The 25820-nt window shown below is 65.6% G+C and carries 24 protein-coding genes and 3 tRNA genes; 10 read left to right on the top strand and 17 right to left on the bottom strand.

Annotation, left to right across the window (positions count from 1 at the left end):
• Nucleotides 1-11 precede the first annotated feature (11 nt).
• The 9 genes from ABQ137_RS09640 to ABQ137_RS09600 all read left to right on the top strand — a co-directional run bounded on the left by ABQ137_RS09640 (nucleotide 12) and on the right by ABQ137_RS09600 (nucleotide 5550).
• Nucleotides 12-362 (top strand): ribonuclease E inhibitor RraB, encoded by a 351-nt coding sequence (locus tag ABQ137_RS09640; RefSeq protein WP_039515997.1) that lies wholly within the window; start codon nucleotides 12-14, stop codon nucleotides 360-362.
• 37 nt (nucleotides 363-399) lie between these two features.
• Nucleotides 400-882 carry a peroxiredoxin gene (locus ABQ137_RS09635; protein WP_104554951.1) on the top strand — a complete coding sequence of 161 codons (483 nt, stop codon included), beginning with the start codon at nucleotides 400-402 and terminating at the stop codon, nucleotides 880-882.
• A gap of 82 nt (nucleotides 883-964) precedes the next feature.
• The gene (locus ABQ137_RS09630; RefSeq protein ID WP_016904785.1) at nucleotides 965-2362 is read left to right on the top strand and encodes a PhoH family protein; all 1398 of its coding nucleotides are present in this window, start codon (nucleotides 965-967) and stop codon (nucleotides 2360-2362) included.
• On the top strand, nucleotides 2362-2844 hold the full coding sequence (locus ABQ137_RS09625; RefSeq protein ID WP_054591118.1) for a hypothetical protein: 483 nt from the start codon (nucleotides 2362-2364) through the stop codon (nucleotides 2842-2844). The genes ABQ137_RS09630 and ABQ137_RS09625 overlap by 1 nt, the downstream gene beginning before the upstream one ends.
• 6 nt (nucleotides 2845-2850) lie before the next feature.
• Nucleotides 2851-3522 (top strand): YoaK family protein, encoded by a 672-nt coding sequence (locus tag ABQ137_RS09620; protein ID WP_046342370.1) that lies wholly within the window; start codon nucleotides 2851-2853, stop codon nucleotides 3520-3522.
• A gap of 37 nt (nucleotides 3523-3559) precedes the next feature.
• Nucleotides 3560-4369 carry a bifunctional hydroxymethylpyrimidine kinase/phosphomethylpyrimidine kinase gene (thiD, locus tag ABQ137_RS09615; RefSeq protein ID WP_349782178.1) on the top strand — a complete coding sequence of 270 codons (810 nt, stop codon included), beginning with the start codon at nucleotides 3560-3562 and terminating at the stop codon, nucleotides 4367-4369.
• The gene (locus ABQ137_RS09610) at nucleotides 4366-5247 is read left to right on the top strand and encodes an alpha/beta hydrolase family protein (protein ID WP_349782176.1); all 882 of its coding nucleotides are present in this window, start codon (nucleotides 4366-4368) and stop codon (nucleotides 5245-5247) included. Before thiD ends, ABQ137_RS09610 begins: the two co-directional genes overlap by 4 nt.
• Nucleotides 5248-5287: 40 nt before the next feature.
• Nucleotides 5288-5364 (top strand) — tRNA-Arg (locus ABQ137_RS09605).
• A 109-nt stretch (nucleotides 5365-5473) separates the two neighbouring features.
• Nucleotides 5474-5550: transfer RNA gene (locus ABQ137_RS09600), tRNA-Arg, on the top strand.
• 146 nt (nucleotides 5551-5696) lie between these two features.
• Here the strand turns inward: ABQ137_RS09600 and ABQ137_RS09595 are convergent.
• On the bottom strand, nucleotides 5697-6692 hold the full coding sequence (locus ABQ137_RS09595; protein ID WP_349782174.1) for a DedA family protein/thiosulfate sulfurtransferase GlpE: 996 nt from the start codon (nucleotides 6690-6692) through the stop codon (nucleotides 5697-5699).
• 44 nt (nucleotides 6693-6736) lie between these two features.
• On the bottom strand, nucleotides 6737-7681 hold the full coding sequence (locus ABQ137_RS09590; protein WP_349782172.1) for a LysR family transcriptional regulator: 945 nt from the start codon (nucleotides 7679-7681) through the stop codon (nucleotides 6737-6739).
• A gap of 134 nt (nucleotides 7682-7815) precedes the next feature.
• On the opposite strand from ABQ137_RS09590, the gene ABQ137_RS09585 reads away from it, so the two are divergent.
• Complete coding sequence (locus tag ABQ137_RS09585) at nucleotides 7816-8517, top strand: pirin family protein (protein ID WP_184455725.1); 702 nt, start codon at nucleotides 7816-7818, stop codon at nucleotides 8515-8517.
• A 177-nt stretch (nucleotides 8518-8694) separates the two neighbouring features.
• Here the strand turns inward: ABQ137_RS09585 and ABQ137_RS09580 are convergent, their stop codons facing one another.
• The 15 genes from ABQ137_RS09580 to ftsH all read right to left on the bottom strand — a co-directional run bounded on the left by ABQ137_RS09580 (nucleotide 8695) and on the right by ftsH (nucleotide 25804).
• Nucleotides 8695-10662, bottom strand: a complete 1968-nt coding sequence (locus tag ABQ137_RS09580; protein WP_180969674.1) for a methyl-accepting chemotaxis protein — start codon at nucleotides 10660-10662, stop codon at nucleotides 8695-8697.
• Nucleotides 10663-10898: 236 nt separating this feature from the next.
• A tRNA-Ser gene (locus ABQ137_RS09575) sits at nucleotides 10899-10991 on the bottom strand.
• An 83-nt stretch (nucleotides 10992-11074) separates the two neighbouring features.
• On the bottom strand, nucleotides 11075-11287 hold the full coding sequence (csrA, locus tag ABQ137_RS09570; protein WP_024939585.1) for a carbon storage regulator CsrA: 213 nt from the start codon (nucleotides 11285-11287) through the stop codon (nucleotides 11075-11077).
• A gap of 138 nt (nucleotides 11288-11425) precedes the next feature.
• Nucleotides 11426-14074: an alanine--tRNA ligase gene (gene alaS / locus ABQ137_RS09565; protein ID WP_184434290.1), complete on the bottom strand. Its 2649-nt coding sequence runs from the start codon at nucleotides 14072-14074 to the stop codon at nucleotides 11426-11428.
• A 101-nt stretch (nucleotides 14075-14175) separates the two neighbouring features.
• Complete coding sequence (gene recX, locus ABQ137_RS09560) at nucleotides 14176-14664, bottom strand: recombination regulator RecX (protein ID WP_024939583.1); 489 nt, start codon at nucleotides 14662-14664, stop codon at nucleotides 14176-14178.
• A gap of 275 nt (nucleotides 14665-14939) precedes the next feature.
• Nucleotides 14940-15974, bottom strand: coding sequence for a recombinase RecA (recA, locus tag ABQ137_RS09555; RefSeq protein ID WP_016904265.1), 1035 nt, complete (start codon nucleotides 15972-15974; stop codon nucleotides 14940-14942).
• 172 nt (nucleotides 15975-16146) lie between these two features.
• Nucleotides 16147-16794 carry a transcriptional repressor LexA gene (gene lexA, locus ABQ137_RS09550; protein WP_102256348.1) on the bottom strand — a complete coding sequence of 216 codons (648 nt, stop codon included), beginning with the start codon at nucleotides 16792-16794 and terminating at the stop codon, nucleotides 16147-16149.
• A 93-nt stretch (nucleotides 16795-16887) separates the two neighbouring features.
• Entirely contained in the window at nucleotides 16888-18564 is a 1677-nt protein-coding gene (gene ubiB / locus ABQ137_RS09545; RefSeq protein WP_349782168.1) for a 2-polyprenylphenol 6-hydroxylase, read from the bottom strand.
• Between the two features lie 370 nt (nucleotides 18565-18934).
• Complete coding sequence (locus ABQ137_RS09540; RefSeq protein ID WP_146091078.1) at nucleotides 18935-19183, bottom strand: hypothetical protein; 249 nt, start codon at nucleotides 19181-19183, stop codon at nucleotides 18935-18937.
• Between the two features lie 138 nt (nucleotides 19184-19321).
• Entirely contained in the window at nucleotides 19322-19816 is a 495-nt protein-coding gene (locus tag ABQ137_RS09535) for a CinA family protein (protein WP_039515969.1), read from the bottom strand.
• 336 nt (nucleotides 19817-20152) lie between these two features.
• Complete coding sequence (hflX, locus tag ABQ137_RS09530) at nucleotides 20153-21472, bottom strand: ribosome rescue GTPase HflX (RefSeq protein WP_054591128.1); 1320 nt, start codon at nucleotides 21470-21472, stop codon at nucleotides 20153-20155.
• 11 nt (nucleotides 21473-21483) lie between these two features.
• Nucleotides 21484-21762, bottom strand: a complete 279-nt coding sequence (gene hfq, locus ABQ137_RS09525; RefSeq protein WP_005915027.1) for an RNA chaperone Hfq — start codon at nucleotides 21760-21762, stop codon at nucleotides 21484-21486.
• Between the two features lie 77 nt (nucleotides 21763-21839).
• Complete coding sequence (gene miaA / locus ABQ137_RS09520; protein ID WP_024939577.1) at nucleotides 21840-22823, bottom strand: tRNA (adenosine(37)-N6)-dimethylallyltransferase MiaA; 984 nt, start codon at nucleotides 22821-22823, stop codon at nucleotides 21840-21842.
• Nucleotides 22823-23725 (bottom strand): dihydropteroate synthase, encoded by a 903-nt coding sequence (gene folP / locus ABQ137_RS09515; RefSeq protein WP_349782165.1) that lies wholly within the window; start codon nucleotides 23723-23725, stop codon nucleotides 22823-22825. Before folP ends, miaA begins: the two co-directional genes overlap by 1 nt.
• Nucleotides 23726-23863: 138 nt before the next feature.
• The gene (ftsH, locus tag ABQ137_RS09510) at nucleotides 23864-25804 is read right to left on the bottom strand and encodes an ATP-dependent zinc metalloprotease FtsH (protein WP_024939575.1); all 1941 of its coding nucleotides are present in this window, start codon (nucleotides 25802-25804) and stop codon (nucleotides 23864-23866) included.
• Nucleotides 25805-25820: the final 16 nt, after the last annotated feature.

Here is a 25820-nt window from a genome sequence, read left to right as displayed (position 1 = left end):
CAGACGTTCCGATGGCCATTGCCCTTTCCGCACTGAAACAGATGTTCGAGCACATCCGCTCCGAGACCGACTGGAATCTCGACGGGCCGTTGCGCTGGGAATATTTCTTCGCCGACCCGGCGCAGCAACCGCTGCAACACCTCGCCGAGCAACTGACCCGGGACGGCTATCGGGTCATCGACATCTTCCTCGGCGAACGCGACGAAGACGATGGCGACGACGAAGAGTCGTATTTCCTGCACGTGGACAAGCTGGAACAGCACACCATCGAGTCGCTGAATCAGCGCAATGCGCAGTTCGATGCGCTTGCCAAACGTTTCCACGTGGCTGCTTATGATGGGATGGATGTCGGCCCGGCTTGACCGCGCCGTACGCCCCTCCACTTAGGGCTGAGCAACGATGACCGACGCTGTATTCGAACTACCTGCTGCAAGCTTCGACCTGCCACTGTCGCTGTCCGGCGGCACCCAGACCACGCTGCGTGGCTACGCCGGCAAGTGGGTGGTGCTGTACTTCTACCCGAAGGACAGCACGCCCGGCTGCACCACCGAGGGCCTGGATTTCAACGCGCTGCTGCCGCAGTTCACCCAGGCCGGCGCGGTCGTGCTGGGCGTTTCGCGCGACTCGGTGAAGTCGCACGACAATTTCTGCGCCAAGCAGGGATTTACCTTCCCGCTGATCAGCGATGGCGACGAGGCCCTGTGCCGCGCCTTCGACGTGATCAAGGAAAAGAACATGTATGGCAAGCAGGTGCTCGGCATCGAGCGCAGCACCTTCCTGCTGTCGCCCGAAGGGGTGGTGGTGCAGGCCTGGCGCAAGGTCAAGGTCGCCGGCCACGCCGACGCCGTGCTGGCCGCGTTGAAGGCGCACGCCAGACAGTGACGCCCCCTGGTTTCCCGTGTCCTCCATCACCCTGCCCTGCAGGCGTGATGGCTCGCCCCTGCTCCATCACTTGGAAGACCCAATGACCCGAGGCAAGCGCATCTACGTGCTGGACACCAACGTGCTGATGCACGATCCCACCGCGCTGTTCAAATTCGAGGAACACGACGTGTTCCTGCCGATGCAGGTGATCGAGGAACTCGACAACGCCAAGAAGGGCACGTCCGAAGTCAGCCGCAATGCGCGCCAGGTCAGCCGCTTCCTGGACGAACTGCTGGAGAACACGAATGCCGAGCAGATCCAGGCCGGCATCCTGCTCAGCCATCCGCAGGGTATCCAGCTCAAGGGCCAGGCGGCGATCGGCCGGCTGTATTTCCAGATCCATCCGATCGACCCGGGCCGCACCTTCGGCGCGATGATCCCGGACAACAAGATCCTGGCGTCGGTGCTGGCGCTGTGCGAAGAGCATCCGGATGTGCCGGTCATCCTGGTGTCCAAGGACATCAACCTGCGCATCAAGGCCTACATCAGCGGCCTGAACGCGGAGGACTACCAGAACGATCGCGCGCTGGACGATTTCAGCCTGCTGTTCACCGGCGCCATCGAGCTGCCGGACAACTTCTGGGAAAAGCACAATCAGGACCTGCGCAGCTGGAACGAGCGTGGCCGCACCCATTACGAGATCGTGCTGGCCGAGGACGAAGACTGGTATCCGAACCAGTACCTGTACCTGCCGGGCGAGGACGAAGTGGAGCTGCGCGTGGCCAAGGTCGGCGGCGGCAAGGCCACGCTGTGCCTGGTCGACGATTTCCGCAGCGGCCAACATGCGGTCTGGGGCATCGTGGCGCGCAACCGCGAGCAGAACTTCGCGCTCAATGCCTTGATGGACCCAGAAATCGACTTCGTCACCCTGCTCGGCACCGCAGGCACCGGCAAGACCCTGCTCGCCCTGGCCGCCGGCCTGGCGCAGACGATGGATCAGCAGCGTTACCGCGAAATCATCATGACCCGCGCCACCGTCAGCGTCGGCGAAGACATCGGCTTCCTGCCCGGCACCGAGGAAGAAAAGATGACGCCGTGGATGGGCGCACTGACCGACAACCTGGAAGTGCTCACCCACAACCAGGACGGCGGTGCCTGGGGGCGTGCGGCCACCAACGACCTGCTCGCCAGCCGCATCAAGATCCGCTCGATGAACTTCATGCGCGGGCGCACCTTCCTGTCGCGCTACCTGATCCTGGACGAGGCGCAGAACCTCACCCCCAAGCAGATGAAGACGCTGATCACCCGTGCCGGCCCCGGCACCAAGATCGTGTGCCTGGGCAACGTCGAACAGATCGACACGCCCTACCTCACCGAAACCACCTCCGGCCTGACCTATGCGGTGGATCGCTTCAAGGCTTGGCCGCACAGCGCGCATATCACGCTGCGGCGCGGCGAGCGTTCGCGTCTGGCCGACTTCGCCTCGGAGGTGCTGTGATGCACAGGCTGCGCGGCGCGGCGGCACTCGCCGTGATGGCACTGGCCGGCTGCGCGACCACGCCGCCGCCAGCGAGCGTGCCGACCAACCTCAAGAACGGGCAGTCCTGGGTCATCACCCGCCAGGGCATCGCCGAGCAGGTGCTGGACACCTGCTCGCGCGACAGCCCGGCGCGGCATCCGGGCCAGATCACCGGCTACTGGACACCGAGCCAGCAGCAGATCGAACAGCTCGAATCCCGGCAGGACGCATTGACGCCGACCATCCCCGAGCCGCGCGATTTCGATCGCCAGTACGTGGGCGTGGTGGTCCAGGGCCAGCAGCTGATCTACATCAACGCCTTCAAACTCCCGAACGATCCGCCGGTGAAACCGGCCAAGGAAGCGATCCGGGTGTGCGATGGCGGTAGCGCCTTCTGGGGTGCGTTGTACGATCCGCAAACCGGCGCGTTCTCGCAGATCGCCGTCAACGGTACGCCCTGACCCGCGATGGGCCTGCTGCTGCCGCGCTGGGTCTGGATCGGCGCGGTGGCGTTATCGGGCGTGGCCGGCATGGTCAACGTGGTCGGCTACCTGGGCTCCGAGCATCAGGTGGTGAGCCACCTCACCGGCACCACCAGCCTGCTCGGCGTGGCCCTGGTGCAGAACAGCGCACCGGAGATCGGCTTTCTCTGGGGCATCCTGATCGCCTTCTGCGCAGGCGCCATGCTCAGCGGCCTGATCATCCAGGACGATGTCTTGCGGCTGGGACAGCGCTACGGCGCGGCGCTGCTGCTCGAAGCGTTGCTGCTGCTGGCCGCAATCCCACTGTTCAAGCTGCACCATGTCGGCGGCGCGTTGGTCGCCGCAGGCGCCTGCGGCCTGCAGAACGCCATGGCCACCACCCTCAGCGGCGCAGCGGTCCGCACCACCCATCTGAGCGGCATGTTCACCGACCTGGGCATCGGCCTGGGACATCTGCTGCGCGGGCGCCCGCTGCAGGTGCGCCGGCTCACGCTGAGCGGACTGATCATCGGCGGCTTTCTCGGCGGCAGCATGCTCGGCACCTGGCTGTTCCAGCGCTGGCACTACGACGCGCTCTACCTGCCGGCGGGCCTGACCGGAGTGACCGGTGCCGGCTACGTTGGCTATCTGCAGTGGCGTCGCTGGCGCACGCGCTGATCCGCACATCCGCCAGACAGCAGTGCAGAATCCCCCCATGACCACGTCCAGCACGCTGTCCGCCCTGACCATCGCCGGCTCCGATTCCGGCGGTGGTGCCGGCATCCAGGCCGACCTCAAGACCTTTGCCGCGCACCGCGTGCACGGCTTGTCGGCGATCGCCGCATTGACCGCGCAGAACACCCGCGCCGTCACTGCCGTGCATATCCCCCCGGTCGCGTTTCTGCGGGCGCAGATCGATGCCTGCTTTGAGGACTTCGAAATTCAGGCAGTCAAACTCGGCATGCTCGCCAACGCCGAGGTCATCCATTGCGTGGCCGATCTGCTCGAAACCCATCGCCCACCGTTCGTGGTGCTCGACCCGGTGATGGTGTCCACCAGTGGCGCCCGCCTGCTCGAAGACGCCGCGCTGGAGGCCCTGCGCGCGCGTCTACTGCCGCTGGCCACGCTGATCACACCGAATACGCCCGAAGCCGAACTGCTGACCGGCCGCCGCATCGACGATGCCGACGCCGCCGAGCATGCCACCGCCGCCCTGCTCGAACTCGGCGCCAACGCGGTACTGCTCAAGGGTGGTCACCTGCACGAGGGCGCGCGGGTGATCGACCGTTTCGATGACGGTGTCACCCAGGACGTGTTCATGCATCCGCGCCTGCAGGTCGATGCGCATGGCACCGGCTGCAGCCTGTCGGCGGCCATTGCCGCACAGCTGTGCCAGGGCCTGTCCCTGCTCAATGCCTGCGAAGCGGCCATCGACTACGTTGCGCGTGCCATCCGCCTCGGCCACAGCCCAGGGCACGGCGAGGTGCTGGTGCTGGACCATTTCGGTGCCGCGCCTAGCCCATGAGCGTGCAGGTCAGCACGCTCGCCGTGACCGCTGCGGATGGACATGCCTGGCAGGTGCTGCGCCACGCACCGGCGCGGCCGATCGCCAGCCTGCTGTGGCTGCCGGCACTGGGCGTTGCCGCCCGGCACTACCAGCCGTTCGCGCACGCCTTGGCGAGCGCTGGCATTGCGGTGTATCTGCACGAGTGGCGCGGCAACGGCAGCAGCACCCTGCGCCCCTCGCGCGAGCACGACTGGGGCTATCGCACGCTGCTTGCCGACGATATCCCTGCCAGCCGCGCGCTGCTCGACCTGCATGACCCGCAGCTGCCGTGCGTGCTGGGCGGTCATAGCCTGGGCGGCCAACTGGCTTGCTGCCATGCCGCGTTGCAGCCGGCACGGATTGCGCAGCTGTGGCTGGTCGCCAGCGGCTCGCCGTACTGGCGCAATTTCCCGGTGCCGATGCGCTACGGCCTGCCGCTGATCTTCCGGCTGCTGCCATGGCTGGCACGCACGCAAGGCGTGCTGCACGGGCGAAGGCTCGGTTTCGGCGGCACCGAGGCGCGCAGCCTGATCGCCGATTGGGCGCAGGTCGGTCGCAGCAATCGCTATCGTGCGGCAGGCACGTCGTGGGATCTCGAGCAGGCGTTGGGCCAACTCGACATGCCGATCAGCGCAGTGACCTTCGCACGCGACCGCTTCGGCCCGCCCGGCGCCTTGCAGGCCTTGCTGCAGAAAATGCCGCAGGCACGTGCCGAACGTGTTGCCTTGGACGATGCGCAACTGGGCGCGCGCAGCGATCACTTCGCATGGATGAAGACGCCTGCCGCCGTGGCCGCCGCGCTGCGCCGGTGTCTTGGTGATGAGGGTGGCGACAATCGAATGTCACAAAGGGATTGACGAGGACTCCGGGCATCCGCATAATTCCGCTCCTGACGACGCGCCCGTAGCTCAGTTGGATAGAGTACCTGGCTACGAACCAGGCGGTCGGGAGTTCGAATCTCTCCGGGCGCACCATCTTCAGAACAATAAGAGACAGCCTTCAACCGCTGTCTTTTTAGTTACAAGGATTCGATCGCACTGCGACGGATCTGCAAGTTGGAAATGCAAGTCAAAACAAGATAATGCGCCCGTAGCTCAGTTGGATAGAGTACCTGGCTACGAACCAGGCGGTCGGGAGTTCGAATCTCTCCGGGCGCACCAATCTTGAAGAAAACGACCAGCTTGCTGGTCTTTTTTTTGCCTGTCGTTCGAGCGCATGGCGTGGCCGCGCTGTTACCACGCAGCGAACGCGACGCAGCAACTGCCAAAGACCAGCACGCCCGCCGCAGGACATCGCGTCACTGCGGTCAGGCCATCGCGCCCAGCACATCATCGGTACGGGCAACCACCGCCACCGGCAGCAGCGAGGTCACCGGATACCCGGCGTCGCGCCATGCATCCAGCCCACCCAGCAACGGCCGCACGTCGCCATATCCGCGCTCGCGCATCCGACCGGCCAACCACGCCGCCGACACCTCGTTCGGACACGCGCAATAAATCACCACACTGCGATCGCGCGGCACGCTGGCCAGGATCTGCGCGAGCTGACGCTCGTCGGCAAACACCGCGCCGGGAATCGTGTACGGCTGCAGATCGCGGTGGCCCGGCGCACGGATGTCCAGCACCGTCGGCCGTAGCGCTTCGTCGCCATCCAGCAACGGCACCAGTTCGTCCACCGCGATACGCGCGTGCTCCAGCGAGCGCAGCAAGGCATGCCGCCGCCACCAACGCCAGCCGACGTAGCAGGCCAGCAATACGGCCAGCACCACCACCGCACCAGAACCCAGATCCGACAGCAACGCGAGCACGTCCTGGACCTGATGCGCGAACAGCGCGCCCAGGCTCAGCCCGACGAACGCCCACAGCGACGCACCCAGGGCGTCGTAGCGCAGGAACGCCGCCGGGCGCACCCGCATCGCACCGGCCATCGGCACCGAGACCATCGACAGACCGGGCACGAACTTGGCCACCGCCAATACCCGCACACCCCAGCGCGAGAAGAACCGCTCGGTCTTCTTCATGCAGGTATCGCGCGACAGCGACAGCCGGCACAGCGACTGCAGGGTGCGGTTGCCGAAACGGCGGCCGGCCAGATACCAGGCCAGGTCACCGAGCAGACTCGCCAGCACCGACACTGCCAACGCCAGCAATCCGGCCAGCCAGGCGTCGCTGCCGCCCTGCAGCGCGTAGCCGGCACCAACCAGCACCAGGGTCGGCAGCGCCGGCACCGGCAGGCCCAGCGACAACGCCAGCACGTTGGCAAAGACCAGCGCCAATCCGTACTGTTCGATCAAGCCTTGCATGCGGCGACCCTGCGCGACGGCGAGGACCCATTATCCGCCCTTCCTCACACGCACGGCTGCCCGGCGGCGACGGAACGATACGTTTCGGCAAGCGACTGCAACCAGCCATCGAACACTCCATCACGGCGCAATGCGCGCCGCCACCAGCCCAATGCCTCGCCCTCCTCGCCCGGCCGCCAGGCCAGGTAGAAGGTTTCGTCGGGTTTACGGGTCTCCACCTGCAGCGCGCACAGCCGGCCGTCCTGCAGCGCGCCGCGCGCATACGGCTCGGGCAGAAAACCGTAGCCGGCACCGGCCAGCTGCAACTGCAGCTTGGCCTGCATGTCCGGCACGGTGAGCACATCGCGCGCGGAGAGCAGGCCCACCGTGCGTGGCAGCAGACGCCGCGCCGAATCCGCCACTGCGATCGCACGGTGTTCGGCCAGCTCGGCCGCGCCCAGCAGGCCGGCGCCCGCCAGCGGATGCGTGGAGGCCACCGCGAACACGAAGCCCAGCGTGCCGATCGTCTCGGCGACATAGCCGCCACCGCTCGGCCCCTCGCCCGCCGCCACGATCAGGTCCACGCGCCGATCCAGCAGCGCCTCCCAGCTGCCGGACAAGGATTCGCTCACCACGCGCAGGCGGGTGCTGTCGGCCACCGTGTAGAAGTCCAGGATCTGCGCCTGCAGCAAGGCCACCGGCAGGATCGCATCCAGCCCGATCGCGAAGTCCGACTCCCAGCCCGACGCCACCCGCCGCACCCGCACCTCCAGCTCCTGCGCGGCCCGCAGCAGCTGCCGCCCTTCGCGCAGCAGTTCGCGCCCGGCCTGGGTCGGTGTCGCCTTCGGCCCGACCCGCTCGAACAGCTGCACGCCCAGATCGTCCTCCAGCTTGGAGACCGTGTAGGAAATCGTCGACGGCACCTTGAACAACACCTTGGCCGCGGCCGCGAACGAGCCGCGGCGGTCGATCGCATCCAGAATCTGCAGTGCTTCCAGGCTGATCTTCATTGTTCGATTTTTTCGATGGTAGCGACCAAATCTACTCGCTTTTTGGCGCCGGCGCGGAGGTAGAGACTAGCCACCAAGCCGCCGGGACACCGACTCATTCCCTGGCGACACCAACCCTTTCAAGGAGAAGCAGCATGTTGAATGTCCGCAAGAGCGAAACCCGTGGCCGCGCCGAACATGGCTGGCTGTCCTCGCGCCATACCTTCTCCTTCGCCAGTTACCACGACCCGCGCCACATGGGCATCGGCCCGCTGCGGGTGATCAACGAAGACAAGGTGACCCCGGGCGAAGGCTTCGGCACCCATGCCCACCGCGACATGGAGATCATTTCCTACGTGCTGGGTGGCGCACTGGAGCACAAGGACAGCATGGGCACCGGCTCGGTCCTGCACTACGGCGATGTGCAGCGCATGAGCGCCGGCAGCGGCGTCACCCACAGCGAGTTCAATCACTCCGCCAGCGAACCGGTGCACTTCCTGCAGATCTGGGTGATGCCCGAGCGCAGCGGCATCGAGCCCAGCTACGAGGAGAAGCATTTCGATGCCGACAGCAAGCGCAACCAACTGCGCCTGATCGCCTCGCCCGGCGGCGAGCACGGCTCGCTGCGCCTGCATCAGGACGCGCGCCTGTATGCCTCGATCCTCGACGGCGAGGTGCGTCTGCAGCAGCCACTGGCCGAGGGCCGCATCGGCTACGTACAGGTGGCGCGCGGCAGCCTGAGCGTCAATGGCCAGGCGCTGTCGGCCGGTGATGCGTTGCAGATCATCGACGAGCCGGAGATCGTGCTGGCCGATGCACGCGATGCGGAAGTGCTGGTGTTCGATCTGCCGAGGTAAGCGCCACCAGCTCAGCGAACGGCGTGCCGCAGACCAGGCGGCACGCTGCGCACTGGGGATCGGCCGATATCAAAAAGCCCGCTTCCGGCGGGCTTTTTTGTGCTCAGGCACCTCTGCTTGCAGGGCAGCTGCGACGACGCAGCGCATCGACAATCCCGCGCAGCACTCTGCGCGGGATCATGCCGCCTGCGGCTTGGCAGGCCTGACAAGCGACTTGCTCGCGGGTTCGCTGCGCACGGCAGCCGCCTCCGCCGCGCCATCGCTGTCGCCATTGACCAGCGCAAACAGCGCATCGGCATCGGCTTCCAGCACACGCGCCGAGCGCGCCAGATCGTCGACCATCTGCGCCTGGTCGCGCGCCTGCACACCGATCGATTGCAGCGCGGTGTTGGCGGTGGAAATGTCCCGCGCCTGCTCCTGACTGGCAGCGGCAATCTGCTCCACGGTCGCGGTGACCCGCAGCACCGAGCTGACCATGTCCTGCATCACCGCCCCGGCCTGCTCGGCCAGGCGCGAACCATCGCCCACCTGGTCGGCTGCATTGTCGATCAAGCCGCGAATTTCCTTCGCCGAGACACTGCAGCGCTGCGCCAGGCTGCGCACCTCGGTCGCCACCACGGCAAATCCACGCCCCTGCTCGCCAGCGTGTGCCGCTTCCACGGCCGCATTCAAGGCCAGGATATTGGTCTGGAACGCGATGCCGTCGATCACCTCGATGATCTGGCCGATACGATCGGTAGCCGAGCGTATGCCGGCCGTGGTCTTGACCATGTCGGCGATGACGGTAGCGCCGCGTCGGGCAACATCGGCCGATGCCTCCGCCATGCGCTGCGCCGAGCCGGCACTGTCGGAATTGCTGCGTACGGTCTCTGCCAGCTGATCAATGGTTGTCGAGGTCTGCGCCACGGCTGCCGACTGCGTTGACGAGCGGCTCACCAGGTCCTGGTTGCTGACCGAAATATGGTGCGCCTCGCGCTGCACGTTCTGCGCAATGCTCATGGTCTGCTGCATCAACTGACGCATGCGCTCGGCCGAGCGCACCTGATCGGTGACATCGGTGGCGTACTTGACCACCTTGTACGGACGACCGGACACATCCAGGATCGGGTTATAGGACGCCTGGATCCACACCGGACTGCCGTCCTTGCGCAGCCGACGGTAGCGGCCCGCATCGAATTGCCCACGCGCCAGCTTCGCCCAGAAATGCCGATAGTCTTCGGAGGCACCGTAGTTTGCGTCCACGAAGATGCGGTGATGCTGGCCGATCGCCTCCTCGGCGGAGTACCCCAAAATGGCCAGGAAGTTGTCGTTGGCACTCAACACGTGCCCTTCCAGATCGAACTCGATCACGCCCATCACCTTGTCGATGGCCTGGATGCGACCATCGGCGTCGGCCGAATCGATCACCTGACGGGTCACGTCGGTGGCGTACTTGACCACCTTGTAGGGCCGCCCGTGCTCGTCGAGCACCGGGTTGTAGGACGCCTGGATCCACACCTCGCTGCCGTCCTTGTTGAGGCGCTTGTAGCGCCCCGCGTCGAACGCGCCGCGTCCCAGCTTCTCCCAGAACGCGCGATAGGCCGCCGACTGACGCGTTTGCGCGTCCACGAACATGCCATGGTGCTTGCCGCGAATCTCATCGAGCCGGTAGCCCATCACCGCAAGGAAATTCTCGTTGGCATCGAGCACCGTGCCATCCAGCGAAAACTCGATGACCGCCATGACCTTGTCGATCGCATCGATGCGGCCTTCGAAGTCGGCGGTCTGGCGCACCTGCGTGGTGATGTCGGTGGCGTACTTGACCACCCGATAGGCCTTGCCTGCACGATCCAGCAACGGATTGTAGGAAGCGTTGATCCATACCTCGCGCCCGTTCTTGTCCAGCCGGCAGAATCGCCCGGCGTTGAAGTCGCCACGACGCAGCGCCTGCCAGAACTGCTGATAGCTTTCGCTGTCGCGGTCGCTGGGGGTCACGAACATGCGGTGATGCTGACCGACAACTTCGTCGAGCCGGTAGCCCATCAGCGACAGGAAATTCTGGTTCGCATGCAGGATGCGGCCATCAAGATCGAACTCGATCACCGCCATCACCCGGTCCACCGCATCGGCCTTGTGCTGCAGCCCACGGCTCCGGGAAGAAAACAGGCGTCCAAGCAGAGGCGGTAGGCGCATCGGGGTGAGATCCGAGAGAGGTGTCACAGCCTTAGCGACCCGTGCCCGGCTTACTTGAATCGCTGCATGCAGCGCGTTCGTGGCAATTCAGATGCTGCGGCCGGCACAGCCACCAGCGTGGCGCCAGCGATGCCACTGCAGACCGTCACTGACCTGCCGGCACAAATGAAAACGCCCGCAAATCAGGGATTTGCGGGCGTTTGAAACACTGGCGGAGCGAGAGGGATTCGAACCCTCGATAGAGCTTTTGACCCTATACTCCCTTAGCAGGGGAGCCCCTTCAGCCGCTCGGGCATCGCTCCAGTTTTTGCGTCCTGCCGCGGTGTCCGTTGCAGGCCGCGAAGAATACCGGGTAAGAGGGGCTAACGTAAACCCTTTATGACGATCAATTCGAAGAATCGTCGCCTTGATGCGCACCGGAAGCGACCGGCTCATCCCCACGCTGGATCCGCTGATAGATTTCCTCGCGGTGTACGGCAACATCTTTCGGTGCGGTGATGCCGATACGCACCTGATTACCCTTGACGCCGAGTACGGTCACAGTGACCGAGTCGCCGATCATCAAGGTTTCGCCTACCCGGCGAGTGAGGATCAACATTTTGCAAATCTCCTGGGACCGGTGGGTTTCCCACCAGCATCGGCGGCCGACTGACGAGGCGCGCCCTAGGTAAAGGGAATAGACCGGAAATGGTAGCGGGACACCCTGCCAAGCAGCAAGGCATACCAGGACAAGTGTTCAGCCCAAGTGTTGCTTGACCCAGGAGGGCACGCCTTCCAGCGCGGTCGCAAGGGCGGGACCATCCTCGCCACCACCCTGGGCGAGATCCGGACGACCACCGCCCTTGCCCCCGATCTGACTGGCGATATGGCCGAGGAGTTCCCCCGCCTTCACCTTGCCAGTTGGGCTGCCGTTCACGCCGGCAACGAGCGCAACCTTGCCGGCAGCCGCGCCTGCCAACACGATGACCGAATCGCCCAGCTGCTGCTTGAGGCGATCCATCGCATCGCGCAACGCCTTGGCATCGAAGCCCTCCAGACGCACGGCGACCACCTTGACGCCTGCCACATCGACCGCGCTGGAACCCAGGTCTGCAGTTGCGCCGGAGGCCAGCTTGGCCTTGAGCGACTCCAGCTCACGCTCAAGCCGCTTCTGCCGTTCGGTGAGCGCGCGAACCTTGTCGACCACCTCGGTGGCATTGCCGCCGAGCAGGCTGGCCGCCTCAAGCAGACGTCGTTCCTCATCGGCGACATGGTCCAGCGCGCCCTGCCCGGTCACCGCCTCGATGCGACGCACACCCGAGGACACACCGCCCTCGGAGGTGATCTTGAACAAGCCGATGTCGCCGGTGCGGGTGACATGGGTGCCGCCGCAGAGCTCGGTGGAATAACCGCCCATCTTCAGCACACGCACGTTCTCGCCGTACTTTTCGCCGAACAGCGCCATCGCGCCGAAATCCAGCGCCTCCTGCATGGCCATGTTGTGCACTTCCACGCTGTGGTTGGTGCGCACCTCGGCGTTGACCTTGCGTTCGATCACGGCGAGCTCTTCGGGCGTGATCGGCTGGAAGTGCGAGAAGTCGAACCGCAAGCGGTCCGGTGCAACCAGCGAACCCTTCTGCTGCACGTGGGTGCCCAGCACCTCGCGCAGGGCCGCATGCAGCAGATGCGTGGCCGAGTGGTTGAGGATGGTCTTGCCGCGACGCTGCACGTCGATGCCGCCTGCCAGCACATCGCCCAATGCCAGCGCACCCTCGGTGATGCGCCCGACATGGCCATGGAACTGACCGGCAAACTTCTGGGTGTCAGTGATCTCGATGGAGACATCGCTACCGCTCAGCTGGCCGCTATCGCCGACTTGACCACCGGACTCGGCATAGAACGGCGTGCGGTCGGTGAACACGATGACCTCGTCGCCGGCTTCCGCGCGTTCAACTGGACGGCCCTGCTTGAGTAACGCCACGACCTTGAGTGCATCGGCATCGTAGGCCTCGTAGCCCAGAAACACCGTCGGCGACATGGTGGCGACCAGATCGGCCGGCAATGCGACGCCGCCACCGAACTTGCCGGCGGCACGCGCGGTCTCGCGCTGACGCTCCATGGCGAACTCGAAGCCCTCCATGTCCACGCGCAAGCCGCGCTCGCGTGCGATGTCGGAGGTCAGATCGACCGGGAACCCGTAGGTATCGAAAAGGCGGAACGCATCGGCGCCGGGAATCACTTCCTGCGAGCGCGCAGCAACGTCGTCGAAGATCTTCATGCCGGCGTCCAGCGTCTCGGCAAAACGCTCTTCTTCGGCCAGCAGTGCGCGCGCGACGGTCTCCCGCGCGACCACCAGTTCGGGATAGGCCTCGCCCATCAGCTCGACCAGGGTCGGCACCATCTTGCTGAAGAACGGCTGGCGTACCCCCAGCATCCAGCCGTGGCGCAGCGCACGCCGGATGATCCGGCGCAGCACATAGCCGCGGCCTTCGTTGGACGGCAGCACACCGTCGACGATCAGGAACGAACAGGCGCGGATGTGATCGGCGATCACCCGCAGCGACTTGTTCTCCAGATCGGTGACGCCGGTCAGCGCGCTGGCCTTGCCGATCAAGGCCTGGAACAGATCGATCTCGTAGTTGGTATGCACGTGCTGCAGGATCGCAGCCAGGCGCTCCAGGCCCATGCCGGTATCCACGCACGGGGCCGGCAACGGCACCAGGGTGCCGTCGGGCTGGCGATCGAACTGCATGAACACCAGGTTCCAGATCTCGATGAAGCGGTCGCCATCCTCGTCCGGGGAGCCCGGGGGGCCACCGGCGATGTGGTCGCCATGATCAAAGAAGATCTCGGTGCAGGGGCCGCACGGGCCGGTATCGGCCATCTGCCAGAAGTTGTCCGACGCGTACGGCGCACCCTTGTTGTCGCCGATGCGCACGATGCGGCTTTCCGGAATGCCGATCATGTCGCGCCACAGCGCGAAGGCTTCTTCGTCGGTGTGATAGACGGTGACCAGCAACCGCTCCGCCGGCAGCTTCCAGACCTGGGTCAGCAGCTCCCAGGCCCAGCTGATGGCGTCCTTCTTGAAGTAATCGCCGAACGACCAGTTGCCCAGCATCTCGAAGAAGGTGTGATGGCGCGCGGTGTAGCCCACCGAATCCAGATCGTTGTGCTTGCCGCCGGCACGCAGGCAGCGCTGTACGTCGGCCGCGCGCACGTAGCTACGCTTCTCCGCGCCGAGGAAGACGTCCTTGAACTGGACCATGCCGGAGTTGGTGAACAGCAAGGTCGGGTCGTTGCCCGGCACCAGCGGCGCGGATGGCACGATGGTGTGGCCCTTCCCCTCGAAGAACGCGAGGAAGTCACTACGGATCTGGGAAGTGCTGAATTTGGCGGATGCGTTCATGTGCTGGCATTGGGCGGGCGGCAGTCCCGGTCACCCAATGAGATGTGGGCGCAGATGAGCGGAACAACCTGAAACCACGAAGGGTAGCAGGCCTGACGCCCTCAGTCCTCAAGGTCGAAGCGCGTGGCGCTGCGAATGCTGTTGCCATCGAAACCACGCCGTGCCAGCAGATCGGCGGCCTTGCGCCGCTGCGGGAGATCGGTAGGCCCTTCCTCGCCGAAGCGACGGCGGATCAGGTCGCGCGCGTTTTCGGTCCAGTCGCCCTCAAACGTCGCCATTGCGGCGCTGATGGCATCGCTGTCCAGGCCGTGGGTTCCGAGCTCGGCGCGAATATGCAGTGGACCGTAGCCCGAACCTGCACGATTGCGTACGACCGAGGCCGCAAAACGGGTGTCGTCCTGCCACCCCTCCTCAGCCAGGCGCTCCACGGCCGCCTGTGCAGCGTCCGGCTCGATACCGCGTGCCAGCAGCTTGCGATTCAATTCCTTGCGCGAATGCTCACGCCGCACCAGCAATCCCAGTGCGCGTTGTACCGGCGTCTGCTCCTTGAACCGGCGTCCCCGCTTTGGCGCGGGCTGTTGCTCGTCCATCGTGGGTGTCCCGAGTACCAAAACCACACAGCATCAATGCGCCGTCCGTGGCGCCTGCCCTCCTGGCCTTCAATAGATCTACCGCGGGAAGCGACGGCACTGACTCCGCCGTCCCCGCGATAGAAAACCTGCCACAGCCGTCAGTGCTGCCGTTCTGCCATCAGGCGGACGCGGCCGGTAGGCAGAACCGGGGTGGCCCCACGCGGACGTCCCGGTTCGCGCTGCTGCCGAGACACCTGCCTGATGACGGCTGGGCTCGCACTGCCTGGCTGCTGTTATTCCTTCTCGACGTCGTCGCCGGCTTCGCGTGGCGCTTCGGCCGGCTGGAACTTCTCACGCAGCTCGGCTTCCAGCCGCACTGCAACCTGCGGGTTGTCGCGCAGATAGCCACGCGCGTTGTCCTTGCCCTGCCCGATGCGTTCTTCGCCGTAGCTGTACCAGGCGCCGGCCTTCTCGACCAGCTTGGCTTCCACGCCCATGTCGATCAGCTCACCCTCGCGGCTGATGCCTTCACCGTAGAGGATTTCGGTCACGACCTGCTTGAACGGAGGCGCCAGCTTGTTCTTGACCACCTTGATCTTGGTCTGGTTGCCGATGATTTCGTCGCCCTTCTTGATCGCGCCGATGCGACGGATATCAAGACGGACCGATGCGTAGAACTTCAGCGCGTTGCCGCCGGTGGTCACTTCCGGGCTCTGGCCCGGCATCATCACGCCGATCTTGTGGCGCAGCTGGTTGATGAAGACCACCAGCGTGTTGGAACGCTTGATATTGCCGGTCAGCTTGCGCAGCGCCTGGCTCATCAGGCGGGCCTGCAGACCCGGCAGCTGGTCACCCATTTCGCCTTCGATTTCCGCCTTCGGAGTCAGCGCGGCGACCGAGTCGACCACCACGATGTCCACCGAACCGGAACGCACCAGCATGTCGGCGATTTCCAGCGCCTGCTCGCCGGTATCCGGCTGCGACAGCAGCAGGTCGTCGACATTGACGCCCAGCTTGGCGGCGTAGATCGGGTCCAGCGCATGCTCGGCGTCGATGAAGGCAGCGGTGCCTCCCTTCTTCTGGCATTCGGCAATCGCCTGCAGGGTCAGGGTGGTCTTGCCCGACGATTCCGGACCATAGATCTCCACCACGCGGCCCTTGGGCAGGCCGCCGATGCCCAGTGCGATGTCCAACATCAGCGAGCCGGTCGGAATGACTTCGACGGCCTCGATCACACGGTCGCCCATGCGCATCACCGAGCCCTTGCCGAATTGCTTCTCGATCTGGCTCAGTGCGGCGGAAAGGGCGCGCTTCTTGTTCTCATCCATCTGGGTGATCCTTGTCAGTGATTTCGGTGTAGGGCTAATGTAACGGCGGTGTATCGCACAGGCTGAGACTGGCTGCGACACACTCAGATTAGGGAGGTGGCCATGGCGATGGCAGCGGGAAATCCTGCGGCACCGGCTCGGGATAACGCCAGTGGGGCCATCGGCGCAGTACTCAACGATTCGGCCTCAACAGCCCGCAGTACAGGCCCTCGATCGCGAAATCCTGATCCGGCAACACTTCGATCGGCGCGTAGTCCGGGTTGCGCGGCAGCAGGCGGATGCGGTCCTTGCCGATCTTCAACAGCTTGACCGTGATCTCCTCATCGATGCGCGCCACCACGATCTGCCCCGAACGCGCGTCGCGGGTGCGGTGCACACCGATCAGGTCGCCGTTGAAAATACCTTCGTCGCGCATCGAGTCGCCCTGCACCTTGAGCAGATAGTCCGGCGACGGCGAGAAGAACACCCGGTCCAGCACCACGAAGTCGTCCGAGCCGATATCCGCGCCAATCGGCAGGCCTGCCGCCACGCGTCCCAGCACCGGCAGGCGCAGCACATCATCGCGCACCGGCTCGCCTGCAGCGGCAGGCGGGGTGCGCGACTGGGCGCCCTGCCCGGCCAGACGGATGCCGCGGGCCTGGCCGGGCACGCGACGGATCGCACCGGCCTGCTCCAATGCCTCCAGATGGTATTGCGCGCCGCGCACACCCTTGAAGCCGAAGGCGCGCGCGATCTCGGTCTGCGAGGGAGGTACGCCGTCTGCATCGATGCGCTCGGCGATCAAGGCCAGGATTGCTTGCTGGGTATCGGTCAGGTCCATGGTTAGTAGTATTACTACTAACTGACGCCTGCGCAATAGCCGTGTCGCTGGCTAGGCACGAGGCAGCCACCGGAGTCGGCACGCGTGCCGCGTTTAGCATCGGCTGCGCCAGATGGAGAACAGTATCCAGACGCCGCACAGGGCTGCACCGATGAACCCGCCGACGCCCAACGCGAGCAGCCAGCGGCTGGCACTGCCCCCGACACTGTTCATGACGATCGACGAGCCGATCACCAGCGCGGCAGTCACGATCCCCATGGTGAGCCGGTTGGCCGCGCGATCGACCTGCTCGCCGAACTCGCGCAATGCACGCGTTTCGATCTGCAGTTGCAGCTTGCCGCGCCGCGCGGCCTGCAGCAGCCGTTTGAGGTCGCGCGGCAGATCGCCGATCAGGTCGATCGCGCCGGTCACGGTGCGACGGCTGCGCCGCAGCATTGCGCTGGGCGCATAACGCTGCAGCACCACGCGTTCGAGATACGGGCGCGCCTCGGTGGCCATGTCGAAATCCGGATCGAGCTGGCGTCCCATGCCTTCGAGCGTCAGAAACGCCTTGATCATCAACGCCAGATCCGACGGCAGGGTCAGCCCGTGATCGCGCAGGATCGAGGTCACATCGCCCAGCATCGCGCCGATGCGCAGCTCCTTCAGCGGCACCCCACGGTACTCGTCGACGAAGGCACCGATATCCTGCTGCAGCCGCGACTCATCGATTTCCAGGCTGGTACCGGCCCACTCCAGCAGTACGTCGATGACCGCTTCGGCGTCGTAGCTGACCATGCCATGCAGCAGTTGTGCGACCTGGAAGCGGCGCTGCTCGGAAACGCGTCCGACCATGCCGAAATCGATGACGGCGATGCGCCCGTCGCGCAGATAAAAAATATTGCCCGGATGCGGGTCGGCGTGAAAGCAGCCATCCTGCAGCACCATCTTCAACACGATCCCGGCGCCGGTGCGTGCGAGCGCCTTGCGGTCCAGGCCGGCCGCATCCACGGCGACCAGATCCCGCCCCGGGATGCCGTCGATGAATTCCTGCACGTTGAGCGATTCGCAGGTCCACTGCCAATAGACAGACGGCACCACCACCTGGGGGTCGTTGACGAAATTGGCTGCGATGCGCTCGGCATTGCGGCACTCGGCGGCGAAATCGAGTTCGCGCCGCAGGGAGACGGTGAACTGCTGCACCACCTCGGCGGGGCGATAGCGCTTGAGATCGGGAGCACGCGTTTCCACGATTTCCGCCAGGCGTGCCAACAGGCGCAGATCCGCATCGATGACATCGCCAATGCCGGGGCGGCGGATCTTTAATACCACCGGCGTGCCATCGGCCAGCCAGGCGCGATGCGTCTGCGCCAGCGATGCCGCAGCCAGAGGCTGCTCGTCCAGGCGTGCGAACACGCTTTCCGGCTCCGCGCCCAGGGCTGCCACCAGTTGCGGGCGGATCTGTTCGAACGGCAGCGCGGGCACCGCGTTCTGCAGCTCACTCAGCTCCTCGATCCACTCCGGCGGCAGCAGGTCCACACGCGTGGCCAGCACCTGCCCCAGCTTGACGAAGGTCGGCCCGAGTTCCTCGAGCGCGCGCCGCACCCGCGTCGCGGCGGACATGCGCAGGCGGCCCTCGGCGTTATGCCAGTGCAGCAGCTTGCCGGCACGTTCGAGCACGTCGGCAAGCCCGATGCGCCGCACCACATCGCCGAATCCGTAACGGATCAGCACCGCGGCGATTTCCTGCAGCCGCCCCAGGTCCCGAACGGTGCCGAGCGCTTCCCACATCAGCACACCGCCTGCGATCGCGCTGCGGCAACAGGACAAATGGCGTTAACGTGCATCGCTGCATGTGTGCCGTCGCTGCGCGCACCCATTGAGCATGCACGACCACGCGCAACCGCCATGGCGGCATGATCGCTTGCGCACACGATGGCGCACCGAGCGGCCGCCTCCGGCATCGGTTGCCTGCCGGATGCGCGCAGGCCATCGGGCAACACCGGGACATCGCCAGCAGATCGGCACGGTACGGACAAAAACAACGCATGAGCAAACAGCGGAAGCATCGGCATGCGGGTTGAAGACGGGACCTTGTTTGTAGCCGATCTGCACCAGCCTGTCGCGTCATGGACGTTTGCCGGCTTAGCCGAGGTTGCGCCTACGCTTGCATCCTGGTGGCTTGGCAAGGGCGTGCCCAGGTCTTCAAGCCTTCATCCCGTAATCGCAAGGTCACCCCATACGTGCGCGGCGCGCCCAGACAATCAAGACTGCCGGGCAGCAGCGGATCGCGACCAAACGCAGCATCCTTGTAGCTGAGCCCGCCCTGCCGCATCAGGCCTGGGATGACGCCCTGCCGCAGCAGTTCGGTATCGATGTCGCGCGACACCACGCTGGGAATGGCACCCACCAGGAGCTGGTTGCGAGGAAATGACTGCGCTGAAAGTCGCTGAAGTCCTGGTAGGACAGCGCGGCATTGAGCAGACGGTTGTCACCTAGCCAGCTGGCCCTGGCGCCGAGCTCGTAGCGGTCGACGGATTCGCCGGAATTAGAGCAGTGCGCTCAAGCCCTGCAGCGCGGCAACCACGGTCTGACGCCGCACTGCATCGCGATCACCAGCGAACTGGAACAACTGCGCAGTGGCATAGCCGCCGCGCCGCTTCCAGCCGATCCATACCGTGCCGACCGGCTTGTCCTCACTGCCGCCACCCGGGCCGGCGATGCCGGTCACCGCCACCGCGATGCTCGCACCGGAATTGACCAGCGCGCCCGACACCATTTCGATCACCGTTTCGCGGCTGACCGCACCATGCACTTCCAGCGTCTGCGGCCGCACGCCCAGCAAGGCCTGCTTGGCCTCGTAGCTGTAGGCGGCCATGCCGCAATCGAACCAGTGCGAGGACCCCGCCACATCGGTGACTGCCTTGGCGATCCAGCCACCGGTGCAGCTCTCGGCAGTGACCAGGCGCTCGCGCGCGGCAAGCAGCTGTTGACCGAGGCGTTCGGCCAGCTGCTGCAGTTCGGAATCGGCGGACATGGACATGGGCACGGCGAGTGAAGGAGCAACCGACGTTTTAGCCGAATTCGCCGCGCCTGTCTGCGCTGGCGCCCAATCCGCGCCAGCGACGACGTGGCCGAGGTTCAGTGGCGGTGTGCAGCCGATGGCAACGGGCATCGGCTGCGCTGGTAACCGGATCGCAAGGATATCGGCGGCTGGCGGACATTCTCACGCCTGCACGACTGCTGCAGACACGCATTCGGTCGCGCCAGCAACAGAACCCACCGTCACCCAGCGCGATCGCCACACCGCCGGCAGATATCGGCCTGCACCGACAACGGCGATCTGCACGGCTGGCACAAGCCGACCGTGCAGCGCCGCTCACGACTCCCAGTCTTCACGACGATCGGGCAGCATCGCCCGCAGTGGCGCACCGTCGTCGCCGGCAGCCAGGCGCTCGGCCTCGACCATCGGCAGGTCGACCTCCAGCAACCAGCCGTACTCGTCGGACTGCTCGCCGCGCACCACTTCCAGTTGATGCAACTTCGAGCGCAGGCGGCCGGCCGACGGCGGCAACCGCAGTTGCCCGGTCACATGGCGCAGGTCCAGTCGCTGCCCGAGCGCATGCTGCAATTCCTGCAGCCCGCGTCCGTCGCGCGCGGAGACCCACACGCGCTCACGCCGCGCCTGGTCGGGAATGCCGTCCTGCGCATCGTGACGCACCTGCGCGCCTTCGATCTTGTCGATCTTGTTGAATACCAGCAGCTGCGGCAGATCGCCCGCACCCACCGCATGCAACACCTCATCGACCTGCTGGATGCGTTCCTCGCGCAGCGGGTCGGCCGCATCGACGATATGCAACAGCAGATCGGCGTCGCGCGCCTCGGACAAGGTCGAACGGAATGCGGCGACCAGTTGGTGCGGCAGGTCGCGCACGAAGCCGACCGTGTCGGCCAGGATCGCACTGCCGCCCGGCAGCGCGATGCGGCGCACGGTGGGATCGAGCGTGGCGAACAACTGGTCGGCCACGTAGGCCTCCGCACCGGTCAAGGCGTTGAACAGCGTGGATTTGCCGGCATTGGTGTAACCGACCAACGCAATCCGCGGCAGTTCGCTGCGCATGCGCGCACGCCGCATCTGGGTGCGCTGCACCTCGACCTTTTCCAGCCGCTGCTGCAACTGCTCCACCCGCTTCTGCAGCAGGCGACGGTCGGTTTCCAGCTGGGTTTCGCCAGGGCCGCGCAGGCCGATCGAGCCGCCGCGCTGACGTTCCAGGTGGGTCCAGCCGCGGACCAGCCGGGTGGCCATATGCCGCAACTGCGCCAGCTCCACCTGCAGCTTGCCCTCGTGGCTGCGTGCCCGTTGCGCGAAGATGTCCAGGATCAGGCCGGTGCGGTCGATCACGCGCCGCTCCAGATAGCGCTCCAGATTGCGCTCCTGGCCGGGCGACAAGGTGTGATTGACCAACACCAGATCCGCACCGGTGGCCTCGGCGGCGGCCTTGATCTCTTCCAGCTTGCCGCTGCCGATCAAGGTCGACGGGTTCGGTTTGTCGATGCGCGCGGTGAGCGTGGCCGCCACCGTGGCGCCCGCCGACTTGGCAAGGTCGGCGAACTCCTCCAGCACATCCTCTTCGGCAGGCCCACCGGAGTGGGTCTGAATCAACAACGCGTGTTCACCCTTGCGTGAGCGATCAAACACGCACTACTCCATTACTGCTCGACGTCGTCATCTTCCGCCTGGTTGCCTTCATTGGATTGCACATACCCACCACCCGGTCCCACGCGCACATTGCGCGCCGGCACGACCGTGGAGATGGCGTGCTTGTAGACCATCTGACTCACGGTATTGCGCAGCAGGACCACGAACTGGTCGAACGACTCGATCGTGCCCTGCAGCTTGATGCCGTTGACCAGATACACAGAAACCGGCACCCGCTCGCGCCGCAGCGCGTTGAGGAATGGGTCCTGTAAAGATTGCCCCTTAGCCATCGAAAACTCCTCTTCATTATTGTTCTTATAGTCCCGGTCGACACCTGCCATCCCCAGCCGGCCCCGGAAACGGGATGTTACACGCCTGAAGCCTGCCGTACAGCGGGACGTTGGCCGAGGAAGCCGACAAGTGCACTTTCCAATCGTTGGCGGTCATGCTCCGGGTCGAACCAGCGCGCGTCGAGCTCGCCACGCAGCCAGGTGAGCTGCCGCTTGGCCAGTTGACGGGTGGCCTGCACCGCCTTGTCGCGAAAGTCGGCCAGGCGACCGGCCCCATCCAGGTACTCCCAGGCCTGGCGATACCCCACCGCGCGCACTGCGGGCAGATCCAGCGGCGCGGAGACTGCACGCAGTTGCGGCAGTGCCCGCAGACGTTCCACCTCGGCCAGGAAGTCCTGTGCCAGCATCGTGTCCAGGCGCTGCTCGATGCGTGCATGCAGCACCGCGCGCTCGCGCGGCGCCAGCACCACCTTCAGCACCCGCACCGGCAAACGGGGACCCGAAGGCAGCGCCTGCCAGTAGCTGATCGGCCTGCCGCTGATGCGGTAGACCTCCAGCGCACGCTGGATCCGCTGCGGATCGGTGGTGTGGATGCGCGCCGCCGCGACCGGGTCGACGTCCGCCAGTTGTGCGTGCATCCGCGCCCAGCCAAGTTCGCCGGCTTCGGCTGCGATTGCCGCGCGCACCGCCGGGTCGGCCTCGGGCAACTGCGACAGCCCTTCCAGCAAGGCGCGGAAGTACAGCCCGGTGCCGCCGGCCAGGATCGGCAGCTTGCCGCGCGCCACGATCTGCTCGATCGCCTGCCGCGCATCGCTGGCGAATTCCGCCGCCGAATAGATCTGCCAGGGCTCGCGCAGATCGATCAGGTGATGCGGCACTGCCGCGCGCATCGCCGCATCCGGCTTGGCCGCGCCGATGTCCAGGCCGCGATACACCAGCGCCGAATCGACACTGACGATCTCGCCGTTCCAGCGCTGCGCGGCGTCCAGTGCCAGCGCGGTCTTGCCGCTGGCGGTCGGCCCCATCAGCGCAATCGCCAGCGGGCGGCGGTCGGCCGGCATCAGTCCTCGCCCGGCCAGCGAATGCTCGGTGCCGCAGGCGCGCTCACGCGCGGCAGCGGAATCGCCGTCATCGCGCTCCACACCTTCAGGGCATCCACGGTGGCGGCCACATCATGCACGCGCAGCAACATCGCGCCGTGTTGGGCGGCGATCAGATGCGCGGCGACCGAGCCGTATACGCGCTCTGCGGCGAGCTGGTGCCCGGTCAACTCACCGATGCTGCGCTTGCGCGACAGCCCCGCCAGCACCGGCAGACCGAACTCTTGCAGGCGCTGCAACTGCGCCAGCACGGTCAGATTGTGCGTGGTGGTCTTGTCGAAGCCGAACCCCGGGTCGAGGATCAAGCGGCACTTGTCGATCCCGGCCATTTCGGCCGCGAAGATGCGCTCGGCCAGGAAGCGATGCACCTCGGCCACCACGTCGTCATAGTGCGGCGCGTCCTGCATCGCATGCGGCGCGCTGCGTGCATGCATCAACACCACCGGCACCCGCAATTCGGCTGCCGCATCCAGCGCCCCCGGCGAGCGCAGCGCATGCACGTCGTTGATCATGCCGGCGCCGGCCGCGACCGCCGCGCGCATCACCTCCGGCTTGTAGGTATCCACGCTGATCGGAACAGTGGTCTGCTGCGCCAATGCCTGGATCACCGGGACCACGCGCTGCAGCTCTTCCTCCAGCGATACCGGCGTGGCACCGGGGCGGGTGGATTCGCCACCGATATCCAGCACCGCAGCGCCCTGCTCGACCAGCCTCAAACCATGCGCGATGGCGGCGTCGCAGCTGGCGTGCTGGCCGCCATCGGAAAACGAATCCGGCGTGACATTGACGATTCCCATCACCTGCGGCGCATCCAGTCGCAGCGCGCGACCGGCGCAATCCAGCTTGAGGGCAGTATCGAACATCGGTGGTGTCTCCTTGGATGGTTGCGATCAGCGCCGCCGGGGCGAGGCGTCGCTACAACGCATCAAGGCCGGGAATCGCTTCCCGGCCTTGATGGATGCTGCTGCAGCTGACCGATGCTCTGGTTACAGCTGCTCGGGTTACAGCTGCTCGGCCGGCCCGGCGATCGGCGGCAACGGACGCGGGCTACCCTTGTCGTTGTTGTTGCCACCGTCCTTGTCGGACTTGCCCCAACCCGCCGGCGGCGGCGGCTCGCGGCCTTCCATGATGGCGTCGATCTGCGGCACGTCGATGGTCTCGTACTGCAGCAGCAGCTGCGACATCGCGTGCAGCTTGTCCAGGTTCTCGGTGAGGATGGCCTTGGTCTTGCTGTAAGCCTTGTCCAGAATCGAGCGCACCACTTCGTCGATCTTGCGCGCGGTTTCGTCGGACACGTTCTTGTGCTGGGTGACCGAGCGCCCCAGGAACACCTCATCCTCCTCCTCACCGTAGGCCACCGGGCCGAGCTCGTCGGACAGGCCCCACTTGGTCACCATGTTGCGTGCCATCTTGGTCGCACGCTCGATGTCGTTGGACGCGCCGGTGGTGACCTTGTCGCCACCAAAGATCAGTTCTTCGGCAACGCGGCCGCCGTACAGCGAGCACAGCTGCGACTCGATCGCCACGCGATTCATCGAGTAGCGGTCGCCCTCGGGCAGGTACATGGTCACGCCCAGCGCACGACCACGCGGAATGATGGTGACCTTGTAGACCGGGTCATGCTCGGGCACCAGACGGCCGACGATGGCATGGCCTGCCTCGTGGTAAGCGGTGAGCGTCTTCTCGTCCTCGCTCATGGCCATCGAGCGGCGCTCGGCACCCATCAGGATCTTGTCGCGGGCACGATCGAAGTGGTCCATGCGGACTTCCTTCTCGCTGCCGCGTGCGGCAAACAACGCCGCCTCGTTGCACAGGTTGGCCAGGTCGGCACCGGAGAAGCCCGGCGTACCGCGTGCGATGACCATCGGCACCACGTCGTCGGCCAGCGGCAGCTTGCGCATGTGCACACGCAGGATCTGCTCGCGCCCCTTGACGTCCGGCAGGCCGACCACGACCTGGCGGTCGAAACGGCCTGGACGCAGCAGCGCCGGATCCAGCACGTCGGGACGGTTGGTCGCCGCGATGACAATCACGCCTTCGCCGCCTTCGAAACCGTCCATCTCAACCAGCAACTGGTTCAGGGTCTGCTCGCGCTCGTCATGCCCGCCGCCGAGACCGGCGCCGCGATGACGGCCCACCGCATCGATTTCGTCGATGAAGATGATGCACGGCGCATGCTTCTTGGCCTGCTCGAACATGTCGCGCACGCGGCTGGCACCCACGCCGACAAACATTTCCACGAAGTCCGAGCCCGAGATGCTGAAGAACGGCACCTTGGCCTCGCCGGCGATCGCCTTGGCGAGCAGCGTCTTACCGGTACCGGGCGGGCCGACCATCAACACGCCGCGCGGGATCTTGCCGCCCAGCTTGGTGAACTTGGTCGGGTCGCGCAGGAAGTCGACCAGCTCGCCGACTTCTTCCTTGGCCTCGTCGCAGCCGGCGACGTCGGCGAAGGTGATCTTGACCTGGTCCTCGCCCTGCAGCTTGGCGCGCGACTTGCCGAAGCTCATTGCGCCCTTGGCGCCACCGCCACCGCCCTGCATCTGGCGCATGATGAACAGCCAGAAGCCGATGATCAGGATGACCGGCAGGAAATTGAGCACCAACGACCAGAAGCCGGGCCCGGTGGAGGGCTTCTGGCGGGTCATTTCGATGTTCTTGCTATACAGCACGTCGACCAGCTTGTCGTCGCGCGGACCGTAGACGGTGGCTTCACTGCCGTCGGTGCGCTTGAAGCGGATCGCGTTGACCGCCAGGTTGGTCTCGTCGGTGTAGTCCACCGACTTCACGCGGCCCGAGTCCACTTCCTTCAGGAACTGGGTGTAGGTGATCGAGTCGGGGCCGACACCGCCCGCCATCCGCGGCGAGAAGCTCTGGAAGACGACCATCAGCACAACCGCGACGACCACCCACAGCAGCAGATTCTTGGTCAAGTCGTTCATCCTCATTGGCTCCGGT

This window comes from Xanthomonas sp. WHRI 8393, from assembly GCF_040203315.1.
Lineage (GTDB): Bacteria > Pseudomonadota > Gammaproteobacteria > Xanthomonadales > Xanthomonadaceae > Xanthomonas > Xanthomonas arboricola.
Note: the sequence above shows the minus strand (reverse complement) of the source record. Positions and strands in the feature narration are given on the sequence as shown.